11 protein-coding genes are annotated in these 10821 nt (G+C 73.6%); 2 read left to right on the top strand and 9 right to left on the bottom strand.

Features of this window, described 5'->3' with window-relative positions; genetic code table 11:
• Window positions 1–21 precede the first annotated feature (21 nt).
• From panD to ACYVID_RS04820, 5 genes are all read right to left on the bottom strand, one after another.
• Window positions 22–456 (bottom strand): aspartate 1-decarboxylase, encoded by a 435-nt coding sequence (panD, locus tag ACYVID_RS04840; RefSeq protein ID WP_460734963.1) that lies wholly within the window; start codon window positions 454–456, stop codon window positions 22–24.
• Between the two features lie 24 nt (window positions 457–480).
• Entirely contained in the window at window positions 481–1365 is an 885-nt protein-coding gene (gene panC, locus ACYVID_RS04835; protein WP_460734961.1) for a pantoate--beta-alanine ligase, read from the bottom strand.
• Entirely contained in the window at window positions 1362–2318 is a 957-nt protein-coding gene (locus tag ACYVID_RS04830) for a Rossmann-like and DUF2520 domain-containing protein (protein WP_460734959.1), read from the bottom strand. The genes panC and ACYVID_RS04830 overlap by 4 nt, the downstream gene beginning before the upstream one ends.
• A 236-nt stretch (window positions 2319–2554) precedes the next feature.
• Window positions 2555–3469: a hypothetical protein gene (locus ACYVID_RS04825; protein WP_460734958.1), complete on the bottom strand. Its 915-nt coding sequence runs from the start codon at window positions 3467–3469 to the stop codon at window positions 2555–2557.
• A gap of 15 nt (window positions 3470–3484) precedes the next feature.
• A complete protein-coding gene (locus tag ACYVID_RS04820) occupies window positions 3485–4606 on the bottom strand; it encodes a sulfotransferase family protein (protein ID WP_460734957.1) in 1122 nt (373 codons plus the stop codon).
• A 67-nt stretch (window positions 4607–4673) separates the two neighbouring features.
• On the opposite strand from ACYVID_RS04820, the gene ACYVID_RS04815 reads away from it, so the two are divergent.
• A complete protein-coding gene (locus ACYVID_RS04815; protein ID WP_460734955.1) occupies window positions 4674–5795 on the top strand; it encodes a glycosyltransferase family 2 protein in 1122 nt (373 codons plus the stop codon).
• A 200-nt stretch (window positions 5796–5995) separates the two neighbouring features.
• On the opposite strand, the gene ACYVID_RS04810 is transcribed toward ACYVID_RS04815, so the two are convergent.
• From ACYVID_RS04810 to ACYVID_RS04800, 3 genes are read right to left on the bottom strand one after another with little or no spacing between them, the layout of a single operon-like run.
• Complete coding sequence (locus ACYVID_RS04810; protein WP_300640312.1) at window positions 5996–6964, bottom strand: ABC transporter substrate-binding protein; 969 nt, start codon at window positions 6962–6964, stop codon at window positions 5996–5998.
• Window positions 6961–7743 (bottom strand): ABC transporter permease, encoded by a 783-nt coding sequence (locus tag ACYVID_RS04805; protein WP_460734952.1) that lies wholly within the window; start codon window positions 7741–7743, stop codon window positions 6961–6963. The genes ACYVID_RS04810 and ACYVID_RS04805 overlap by 4 nt, the downstream gene beginning before the upstream one ends.
• Entirely contained in the window at window positions 7740–8537 is a 798-nt protein-coding gene (locus ACYVID_RS04800; protein WP_460734950.1) for an ABC transporter permease, read from the bottom strand. Before ACYVID_RS04800 ends, ACYVID_RS04805 begins: the two co-directional genes overlap by 4 nt.
• Before the next feature lie 4 nt (window positions 8538–8541).
• On the opposite strand from ACYVID_RS04800, the gene ACYVID_RS04795 reads away from it, so the two are divergent.
• On the top strand, window positions 8542–9630 hold the full coding sequence (locus tag ACYVID_RS04795) for an ABC transporter ATP-binding protein (protein WP_460734948.1): 1089 nt from the start codon (window positions 8542–8544) through the stop codon (window positions 9628–9630).
• A gap of 72 nt (window positions 9631–9702) precedes the next feature.
• Here ACYVID_RS04795 and ACYVID_RS04790 read toward each other — a convergent pair whose 3' ends face one another.
• Entirely contained in the window at window positions 9703–10812 is a 1110-nt protein-coding gene (locus tag ACYVID_RS04790) for a GNAT family N-acetyltransferase (RefSeq protein ID WP_460734946.1), read from the bottom strand.
• Window positions 10813–10821 lie beyond the last annotated feature (9 nt).

Below are 10821 nucleotides of genomic sequence, written 5' to 3'. Positions count from 1 at the left end.
GGGTACGTCGCCGGGCGGGTGTCAGCGACCCGCGCCCGTGCTCGAGGACACCGTGTCGCCGCGGACCAGGTCGGTGCCGCCGAAGGTCTCGGCCGGGTCGAAGCCGGTCGCCATGATCTTGTTGTCGGCGTCGACGAAGACCACGTGGGGCTTGAGCTCCTTGGCCTCCTCGGTGGTCATCTGCGCGTACCCGATGAGGATCACCAGGTCGCCGGGGTGGACCAGACGGGCGGCCGCGCCGTTGATGCCGATCACGCCCGAGCCGCGCTCGCCGGCGATCGTGTAGGTCTCCAGGCGGGCGCCGTTGTCGATGTCGACGATGTGCACCAGCTCGCCGGGCAGCAGGTCGGCGGCGTCGAGGAGGTCCTCGTCGACGGTCACGGAGCCGACGTAGTGCAGGTCGGCCTGCGTGACGGTCGCGCGGTGGATCTTGCTCTTCATCATGGTGCGCAGCATGGGACTGCCCTTCGGTGTCGTTCCTCAGGCGCGGGGGGCGCCGAGGATCAGGGGGAGGTTGTCGATGAGGCGGGTGGAGCCGACCCGGGCGGCGATCAGGATCCGGGCCTCGTAGCCCGGCGGCGGGTCCTCGGGGAGCGGGCCGAGGTCGGGGGTAGTGATCTCGAGGTAGTCCAGGTCGACCCCGTCGGACTCGCGCAGCACCGCCCGCGCCGCGTCCAGCGCGGGACCGGGTCCGTAGGGGGCGGACTCGACGGCGGCGTACAGGGTGCGGGAGAGGGCGGTGGCCTGGCGGCGCTGGTCGGCGTCGAGGTGCACGTTGCGGCTCGAGAGCGCCAGGCCGTCGGGCTCGCGGACGGTCTCGGCGCCGACCACCTCGACGCCGAGGCAGAGGTCCTCGACCATCCGGCGGATCATGACGAGCTGCTGGTAGTCCTTCTGGCCGAAGACCGCCACGTCGGGGCGGACCAGGCCGAAGAGCTTGGCGACGACGGTCAGGACGCCGCGGTAGTGCCCCCTGCGGGTGCGGCCCTCCAGCACGTTGGCCAGCGGGCCGGGGCGGACCATGACGCCGTCGTCGGCCCCCACGCCGTGGGGGTACATCTCGGCGACCTCGGGGGCGAAGACGACCGCGACGCCCTCCCGCGCGCAGACCTCCAGGTCGGCCTCGAGGGTGCGGGGGTAGCGGTCGAGGTCCTCGCCCTCCCCGAACTGCGTCGGGTTGACGAAGACGCTCGCCACGACCGGGCCGCCCGCCACCCGCTCGCGGGCCTCGCGCAGCAGCGAGGCGTGGCCCTCGTGCAGGGCGCCCATGGTCGGCACGAACCCGGTCCGCGAGCCCGCGCGGCGGTGCGGCTCCAGCAGGGCGGCGAGCTCGGTGCGGGTGGTGACGACGGCCGGGCCGGTCACCGGCTCCCCCGCAGCCGGCGGTCGGCCGGGTCGGTGTGCCCGACCCGTCCGGCGGTCCACCCGGCGGCGCGGGCGGTCGCCTCGGCGTCGTCGAGCAGCTCCTTGATCTTTAGTGCCCGGATCGGCAGCAGCCGCCCGTCGGTGACCGCGCGGCCGAGCGTGGCCCGCGCCAGGGCGACGTACGACGCCAGCGTCTGCGGCGCGGTGGTCCGCAGGTCCTCGAGGTGCGCGGCCACCGTGCCGGCGTCGCCGCGCACGATCGGGCCGGTGAGGGCCGCGTCGCCCCGGTCGAGGGCGTTGTCGAGGGCGGCGGTCAGCAGCGGGCGCAGCGTGCCGGCTGGGTCGGTGGCCCCCGCGGCGGTCAGGATCTCCATCGCCTCGGTCACCAGCGTGACGAGGTGGTTGGCGCCATGGGCCAGGCCCGCGTGGTAGAGCGTGCGCATCTCCTCGGGCACCCACATGGGGCGGCCGCCGAGGTCGGCGACCAGCGCCTCGGCGAAGGGCCGCTCGGCCTCGGGCGCGGTCAGGCCGAAGACGCAGCCGGAGAGCCGGTCGAGGTCGACGGCGGTGCCGGAGAAGGTCATCGCCGGGTGCACCGCGGCGGTGCGGGCCCCGACCGCGGCGGCCGGCTCGAGGACGGCCAGGCCGTGGCGGCCGGAGGTGTGCACGACGTGCTGCCCCGCGTGGAGGGCACCGGCGTGGGCCAGCGTCGTGACGACGTTGGCCAGCATGTCGTCGGGGACGGTCAGGAGCAGGACGTCGCACTCGCGTGCGACGGCCGTGGGCTTGGCGTTGGGGACCCCGGGCAGCAGGGTCGCGATCCGCTCCAGCGTGGCGTCAGAGTCGCCGGCGGCAGCCACGACGTGGTGGCCGGCGGCGCGCAGCCGGGCGGCGAGGACGGCCCCGACGCGACCCGCGCCGACGACGCCCACCCGCAGTGCGGGGTGAGGCATGGTCTGAACCTTTCGTTCCAGTCCCTCCGACCACCCGGGGGTCCCGGGCCGGGGTGGGTACCGGACGTCGTGCTCGTCTGGTGTGTGTGGCTGTCCTGCAGCGTCAACGGTACGCACAGGCGGCCGCGCCCGTCACCGGTCCTTTGGTGTGACCTGTCCGACACGGCTCGGGGTGGCGTGGGTCGACCCTGTGTCGCCGAGCCGGCTCGTCGGAAGAAGGGTCGGTGCAGGCTCTCTCAGCCCACCTCGAGGGGGCGGGGGGCGCGGGGCAGCCAGGTCCGGGTGACGTGGTCCACGATGTGCACGCCCTCGGGGGCGGTGATCTCGTGGACGCCTGGGGGCACCGTGCCCTCCTTGAGGGCGTGGAAGACCGCCCACTCGCGGCGCTTGCGGCGGTTGCGCCAGGAGGTCGCGAAGGACTCCGGGTCGGTCCAGTGCGCGAACTCGTCGCCGTGGAGGTACTTCAGCTCCACGCACAGGCCCTGCGGCAGGCCGATCGAGCGGCAGCCCTCGGGGGTGGAGCGGATCTCCCACTCGAAGGCCTTGGTGAACACGAAGTCCGGGCCGACCGGGTAGCCCCACTCCTCGGCGTTGCGCAGCCCGAGGTCGAGGTAGCCGTGGGAGTCGGAGTCGAGGTAGAGACCGTGCCGCGGGACCCGGATGATCGACTGCACGCCGCCGACCTGCCAGGTCAGGTCCGCCATCGAGATCTCGCCCTCGGTGGTGAGGACCATGTCGCCGTCCCACTTCCACGAGTAGCGGGTCTGCACCTGCGCGAAGCACCAGTTGTAGAAGTACGAGAGCGAGTGCACCGACAGCTCGTGCTGGTCGAGGTGCTCGGCGCCGGCACGGGCGACCTCGAAGGGGTAGGAGAGCTGGGTCAGCTTGTGCGCCAGCCCCGCCTTCGCCGCGGCCTCCGCCGTGACCTCCGGCGTGCCGTCGGTCGAGCCGTTGTCGACCACGACGACGTGGTCGGTCGCGCGCAGCAGCGGCGGCAGGACGAACGGCAGCGAGGGCGCCTCGTCCTTGACCCGCAGCACCGCGGTCGCCCCGGCGCGCAGGCCGCCGGGGCGGTTCCACGGCCAGGTGATGTCGAACTCGGTGTGGCCCTCGAGGTTGGTGAGGCCCTCGGGGTTGCGGATCGCGTTCACGTCGTCAGCCGGTGCTCAGCGCTCGCGGCCGACGGCCTTGCGCAGGCCGCGACGGACCCCCGGTGGGATGGCGGCGCGCAGGCCGTGCGGGATCCTGTCGGCGACGTACGCCGGGTCCGCGGCGTCCTTGGGACCGGGCTCGCCCGCGGGGCCGTCGCCCTTGTCGCGGCCACGACGCGTCTTCTGCTCGGCGGCCACGACCGAGGAGCGCGAGATCGCCTCGGACTCCTCGTAGAGCTCGACGTAGCCCTCGCGGAGCTGGTCGAGCGCCTCGTGCACGGCCGGGGTGTCGCCGTCGTGGTCGGCGAGCTTGTTGAGCTCGTTCCAGGTCTCGGCGACCAGCTCGTGCAGCCGCTTCGGCAGCCCGAGGTCGTCGAGGGTGCCGGAGACGCGGCGCAGGCCGGGGTCGACGAAGCGGTGCGCGTCGCGGATCCGCTCGGACTTGGCGTGCAGGATGTGCTGGAGGCCCAGCTGCTCGCCGGTGTACATCACGGCCTTGGTCCAGTCGTCGAGCAGGTCGGCGTACCGGATGAACACGCGCCCGCCGTCGGCGACCGACTCGCGGGTGGCGCGCTCGGTGTGCAGCAGCATGTTGAGCCAGGAGGCCGCGAGGTGCGCGGAGCCGAGCCGGTTGGCGTAGTACTTCTGCTTGGAGCCGACGACCTCGCTCGGCGGGCGCAGCATCGTCGCGAACACGGGGGTGGCGCCGCAGCGGATCGCCGCGACCCGCCACAGGCTGAGGAACCAGGAGAGCCGCGGGTCCTTCACGACCAGCTCGGGGTTGACCGCGAAGTGCCCCTCCAGCCACTCGGCGGTCTTGATCCGCTCGGGCTCGCGGGTGGCGACCCGGCCGGTCTCGAACCACGCGTCGGGGCGGGAGTCGCTGACCTGCACGACCGCCTCGCGCAGCAGTCGCGAGTGGTGCTCGACGACCCACGCGGGCTCGGCGAAGCCCTTGGGGTTGGTCTCGTCGGGCTCGACCTCGGGCTGCGGCACGTGCAGGCCCATGATCTTCATCAGCCCCGCCATCGTGCTCGTGCCGGAACGACCGGCTCCGGCGACGAAGAGGACCTTGCGGTCGTACGACATCGGGTCGGGGTCGGCGGGCACGGTGAAGGCGTCGGGCTGGGCACTCACGGGAGGGGACTCTATCGCCGCGCAGGCCTCGCCTGGCATCGACGGGCTCGGCGCTAGCGTTCGCACCATGGTCTCCTGGCGCCGCGAGCGGCCGCTGCTGTCGGTCGTGGTGCCGGCGTACGACGTCGAGGACTACCTCGCGGAGTGCCTCGACAGCCTGCTGGCACAGACCTACGCGCCGCTCGAGGTGGTGGTCGTCGACGACGGGTCGACCGACTCCACCGGCCGGGTCGCCGACGCGTACGCCGCCGCCCACCCCGACGTCGTGCGGGTGCTCCACACCAGCAACCACGGGCTCGGCGCGGCGCGCAACGCCGGCGTCGCAGCCGCACGCGGGGCGCTGCTGGCCTTCGCGGACAGTGACGACGTCGTGCCGCCGACGGCGTACGAGGTGCTGCACAAGCAGATGCGGCGCGGCGGCTGCGACCTGGTGACCGGCTCGATCGCGCGGTGGTTCCCGCACGAGGGGGACCTCCTCGACGAGCCGCGCTGGATGCGGCGGCTGCACCCGCGACGGATGGCCTTCATCGACCAGCACCCCGAGATCCTGGGTGACGTCTTCGCGTGGAACAAGCTGTTCACGCGGGAGTTCTGGGACCGCGCGGGGCTGTCGTGGCCCGAGGGCGTGCGCTACGAGGACCAGCCGACGACGACCCGGGCGTTCCTGGCGGCGCGGCGCTTCGGGGTGGTGCCGGACATCGTCTACCACTGGCGGATCCGCGCCGACGGTTCCTCGATCACCCAGCAGCGCTCCTCGATCGAGGACCTGCGCGACCGGTGGCGCACCAAGCAGATGACCCTGGCCTCGGTCGAGGACTACGGCGACGCCAAGGTGACCCGGGTGCTGCGGGAGAAGGTGCTCGCCGGCGACATGCACCGCTACTTCACCGAGATCCCCGGCTGCAGCGACGAGTGGTGGGCACTCCTCCGCGACGGGGTGCTCTCCATCTGGGGCGGGGACCGCTCGCTGACCCTCTCGATCCTGCCGCCGGTGCACCGGCTCTGCGGGTGGCTGGTGGAGCAGGGGCGGCGCGAGGAGGCCGCGCTGCTGATGACGCGGCTGGGCGAGGGCCCGATCGGCCGGCGGCGGGCGGGGGGGCCCGACGGGGACACTGTGCTGCTGGACGTGCCGTTCCTCCACGTCGCCACGATCGCTCGGTCGGCGCTGGTGGTGCGGCCGGGCGAGTAGGGCTGGGGTGAGCGCCCGGACGGCCGGCGCCGAGGGGCGCTCCCGGCGCGTCAGGGGCCACTCATCGGGAGATTTGTCGGGTAGCCGACAAACCCGGGCGCCCGGGTTCGTCGGCTGACGTCAGAACCCGGAAGCGCCACGACAGAACTTCGTCGTCGTACTTCCGGGTTTGTCGGGTCGCCGACAAACCCGGAAGCGCCTCAGATGAGGCCCTCGGACTCCAGGAAGTCCCGGGCCACGTCCTCGGTCTGCTCACGGTCGACGGTGATCCGGCCGTTGAGCTCGGTGAGCTTCTCGGTGGTCAGCGCGGCCATGAGCGGCTCGAGGATGTCGGCGACGTCGGGGTTCTCCTCGAGGAAGTCGGTGGCGACGGCGGGGACGAGGTTCTGCGCGGGCTGGATCTCGCGGTCGTCCTCGAGGACGACCAGGCCGAGGGAGTCCAGGGTGCCGTCGGTGGTGGCGGTCAGGCCCAGGTCGGACTCGCCGTCGATGACCGACTGGTAGGTCTGGTCGGAGGCGTAGCCCAGCGGCAGGATCTCGGTGATGTCGATGCCGTACTCGTCGGTGAGGCCGCCCTCGCAGTCGAGACGACCCTCGCAGTCGGGGGCCGCGGCAAGGACGACGGACTCGCCCTCGAGGTCGGACAGGGCGGTCCAGCCCTCCTCCTCGGCGCGCTCCTGGGTGACGAAGAAGGCGTTGGTGTCGGTGGCCTCGGAGAGCTCGAGCAGGGTGATGCCCGCCTCGTCGAGCAGGTCGGCCCCCTGGTCGGCGAGCTCCTGGCCGTCGCCGGCGACGAACGGCTCGGCGTCGTCGCCGTTGGCGCGGCTGTTGAGGAAGTTGACGATGCCGCCGACGTACTCCGGCACCACGTCCACCGACCCGGGGAAGTCGGCCATGTAGGCGTCGCGGGCGTCGACGAGGTTGACGGTCGGCTCGTAGCCGGCGTCGGCGAGCAGCTGCTCGTACATCGAGGTGACCAGCGCGGCCTCCGGGAAGGACTGGCTGGCGATGGTGACCGGGCCGCCACCGGAGGCGGACGGGGTGGTGTCGTCGGAGCCGGTGTCCTCGGCGAGGTCGTCGCCGGCGCAGGCGGTGGCGGTCATGAGGAGGACGGTGCCGACCGCGAGGAGCGGGGCTAGGCGTCGGTGCAGGGAGCGTCGGAGCGTCATGGGCCAACCGTAGGGGCGTCCGGGGACGTGCGCCGGGACCGTCCGGGTGAGGCGGCGCCTGCGTTCCCCGCCGCGCCGGGTGGGGTGACGGCGCGCTGCACCCCCGCGGCGAGCAGCTCGAGCACGAGCGCGACGGCCGCGACGACGAGCGCGCCGGCGATGCCCTTGCCGTACTGCGTGCGGAAGAAGCCGTCGGTGATGACCCGGCCCAGGCCGGGCCCGGCGACCAGCGCTGCGATCGTGGCGGTCGCCCAGACCTGCACCAGCGCCAGGCGTACGCCGGAGGCAACCAGCGGCAGGGCCAGCGGCCACTCCGCGCGGCGGAACACCTGCCAGCCGCTCATCCCCATCCCCAGCGCGGCCTCGCGCACCTCGCCGGGCACCTCGCGCACGGCGGTGTAGGCGTTGGTGATGATCGGCGGCAGCGCGAAGAGCGTCAGCGCCACCAGGGTCGCCGCACCGCCGCGGCCGAAGGGCCCGAGGGTGGCGGTGCCCGGGAAGAGGTCGCCGGTCCAGCCCCACGGGTCGGCGGTGACCAGCAGCGCCAGCAGCGCGAACGTCGGGACGGCGCGCCCGACGTTGGTGATGTTGATGGCGAGGAAGCCGCCGCGGCCGACGTGCCCCAGCCACAGCGCCAGCGGCAGGCCGACGAGCAGCGCGATCCCCAGCGCCCCCGCGGTGAGGAGCAGCTGCTCGGCGAGCAGCGCGAGCATCCCGCCGTCACCGGTCCAGCTGCTCGCGTCGGTGAGGTAGCGCCACGCGTCCTGGAGGACCCTCATGCGCTCGCCCCCTGCCCCTGCCGCCCGCGGGTCCACGGTGTCGCGGCCCGCTGCACCAGCACCAGCAGCACGTCGAGGAGCACCGCCAGTGCGACGCAGAGCACCGCGGCGGTCATCAGCTCGGCGCGGAAGTTGCCCTGGACCCCGTCGCGGATGAGGTTCCCCAGCCCGCCGTAGGAGACCAGGCTGCCCACGGTCGTGAGCGCCACGGTCGAGACGGTGGCCACGCGCAGCCCGGCGACGAGGACGGGTACGGCGAGGGGCAGCTCGACCCGCAGGAGCAGCCGCCCGGCGCCGTACCCCAGGCCGCGCGCGGCCTCGCGCACGTCCTCCGGGACCGCGCGCAGGCCCTCGAGCAGCGCGCGCACCAGGATCGTCAAGGCGTAGAGCGCCAGCCCGATGACGACGGTCGTGGCGCTGAGGCCGGTGAACGGCACCAGCAGCGGGAAGAGCGCGATCGAGGGCACGGTGTAGAGCCCGGTGCTGACGCCGAGGATCGTGCTCTCGAGGCGGGGGTAGCGACGCGCGAGCAGCGCCAGCGGGAAGGCGATGACCAGGCCGAGCAGCACCGCGGCGAGCGTGATGAGCAGGTGCTGGACGGTGGCGTCGAGGATCTCGGGCCGGTAGTCGCGGACGTAGTCCCAGCAGAACCACTCGTTGACCAGGCGGCTGTAGCAGCGGGGCTCCGCGCCCGCGTCGACGGCCGGCGCCTGCTCGCCCACCCGCTCGCCGACCCGCCCGCCGAGGAGCCCGCTCGCCGCCCGGGGGGCGAGGGTCGCCGCGAGTATGGTCACGCGCATGGACGCTACCGGCTCCGACGCCGCTGCCCGGGTGGGGCGCGACGCGCCCGGGCCTGTCGCGCACCGCTCCGCCGACCCGATGATCCGCCTGTCCGGGGTCTCGAAGAGGTACGACGACGGCACCGTCGCCGTGCACGACCTCGACCTCGAGGTCGGTCGCGGGGAGACGGTCGTGCTCGTGGGGCCGTCGGGCTGCGGCAAGTCGACGACGCTGAAGATGGTCAACCGGCTGATCGAGCCCACCACCGGCTCGATCGAGATCGACGGCCGCGACGTCACCGGGGTCGACCCGGTCGAGCTGCGCCGCGGCATCGGCTACGTCATCCAGCAGGTCGGGCTCTTCCCGCACCAGAAGGTCGTCGACAACGTCATGACCGTGCCGCTCATGGTCGGCACGTCCCGCGGCACGGCCCGGTCCCGGGCCGAGGAGCTGCTGGCCCTGGTCGGGCTCGACCCCGCCGCGCACGGCTCGCGCTACCCCCACCAGCTCTCCGGCGGCCAGCGCCAGCGCGTCGGCGTGGCCCGCGCGCTCGCGGCCGACCCGCCCGTGCTGCTGATGGACGAGCCGTTCGGTGCGGTCGACCCGGTGGTGCGGGTGCGGCTGCAGGAGGAGTTCCGTGCGCTGCAGCGCTCGCTGGGCAAGACCGTCGTCATGGTCACCCACGACATCGACGAGGCCGTGGCGATGGGCGACCGGGTCGCCGTCTTCGCCGAGGGCGGGCGGCTGGCCCAGGTCGGCACCCCGCTGGAGCTGCTGGCCCGCCCGGCCGACGACCAGGTCGCCGGCTTCGTGGGCTCGGAGTCCGGGCTGCGCCGGCTCTCCGTCGTACCCCTGCGGGTCGAGGACCTCGAGCCGCTCGAGGGCGTCACCGGCGGTCAGCTCGGCGCCGCGATCCCGCTGGACTCCACGCTCGAGCAGGCGCTGGCCGCGATGCTGCGCGAGGACCGGGCGATGGTCGGCGTGCGCGACGGCGTGAGGTTCGTCGGGGTCCTCACGCCCGCCGGGGTGCACCGGGCCCTGCGGCGGGCGCTGGAGGCGTCAGCGGCGACCGAGGGACGAGGTCGACGCGCCAACGCCGAAGGTTGAGCAAGCGCGCGGGTGAGCCTGCGAACCCGCGACCGCGTGTCGAAACCGCGTGACGTGCCCGTGGAGGGTGACCTAGTCGGTGACCCCCACGTCCAGGTGCCAGGACTCCGTGACGTACTTCGTGCGCCAACCCATCGACTCGTAGAGCTGGTGGGCGTGGGTGGAGGAGTCAGCGTCGACCTCGAGCCCGACCGCGACCCGGCCGCGGCGGGCGGCGTCGGCGATGACGGTGCGCAGCAGGCCCTTGGCGACCCCGCGGCCGCGGGCGGCGTCGACGACCCCGATGTAGGAGACGTACGACGAGTCCGGACCCGTCGCGTTGTGGGAGACCGTCCCGATCAGGGCCCCCACCGCGGGGTGGCGGCCGGCGGGCGCGTCCAGCTCCTCGGGGACGTCGTCGACGAGCTCGGCCAGCCACCAGTGGTTCCAGCGGTGGCCGGGGTCCTCGCGCAGCCGGTGCAGGAACTCGGCGTAGGACTCCTCGAAGGAGTTGAAGTGGTCGGTGAAGGCGGCCTCGAGGACGTCGTGCACCGCGCGCAGGTCCTCCTCGTCGGGGAGCCCCTGCCCTTCTCGGTCGACCAGCCGGAACCGGGCGCCGCGCGCCTCCCACTCGTCGGGGTCGGGCACCAGCTCGACCTCGTGCGGCTCCACCGGGCGGGTCATCTGCCACCAGGTGCGGACCTTGCGGAAGCCGGCGCTGATGAGCCAGGCGTACTGCCGGTCGTCGCCCTCGAAGGCACCGGTGTCGATCTGCTGGGTCTCCAGGCCGCGGGCGGCACCGACGGCACGGGCCTGGCCGCGCGCCCACTCGATGAGCACCTCGGAGCACTTGCGCGCGATCGGGTGCGCCAGCTCGCGGGAGACGATGTGGACGTAGAGCATCCGCCCGCCGGCGCGGTCGTGGACGCTCCCCCAGGCCTGGATCTGGCCCTCGGGGTCGCGCACCACGACGTTCTCGCGCGTGCGCAGCCCGTGCTCGGACACCTCGACCAGCACGTCGTCGACGCTGGCCCCGGCCCAGCCGCGCCCGTGGCGCTCGTGGGCCCGCAGCAGGTGCGTGAGACGGGCGACCTCGAACCGGTCGGTCGCGTCCGGCGTACCGATCTCCCAGCCGTCAGGGAGCGGCGGGTCCCCCACCAGCTCCTCGGGATCGGACTCGAAGCGGCTCTCCTCGGGGATCACGCGGCCTCA

Source organism: Nocardioides ginkgobilobae (assembly GCF_054781275.1).
The sequence above is the reverse complement of the archived record's forward strand: the minus strand, read 5'-3'. Positions and strand labels throughout refer to the sequence as shown.

Bases quoted from the DNA above. Each gene is read 5' to 3' on its own strand.
- panD (WP_460734963.1), bottom strand. From the start codon at position 456: ATGCTGCGCACCATGATGAAGAGCAAGATCCACCGCGCGACCGTCACG.
- ACYVID_RS04830 (WP_460734959.1), bottom strand. From the start codon at position 2,318: ATGCCTCACCCCGCACTGCGGGTGGGCGTCGTCGGCGCGGGTCGCGTC.
- ACYVID_RS04815 (WP_460734955.1), top strand. From the start codon at position 4,674: ATGGTCTCCTGGCGCCGCGAGCGGCCGCTGCTGTCGGTCGTGGTGCCG.
- ACYVID_RS04810 (WP_300640312.1), bottom strand. From the start codon at position 6,964: ATGACGCTCCGACGCTCCCTGCACCGACGCCTAGCCCCGCTCCTCGCG.
- ACYVID_RS04805 (WP_460734952.1), bottom strand. From the start codon at position 7,743: ATGAGGGTCCTCCAGGACGCGTGGCGCTACCTCACCGACGCGAGCAGC.
- ACYVID_RS04795 (WP_460734948.1), top strand. From the start codon at position 8,542: ATGGACGCTACCGGCTCCGACGCCGCTGCCCGGGTGGGGCGCGACGCG.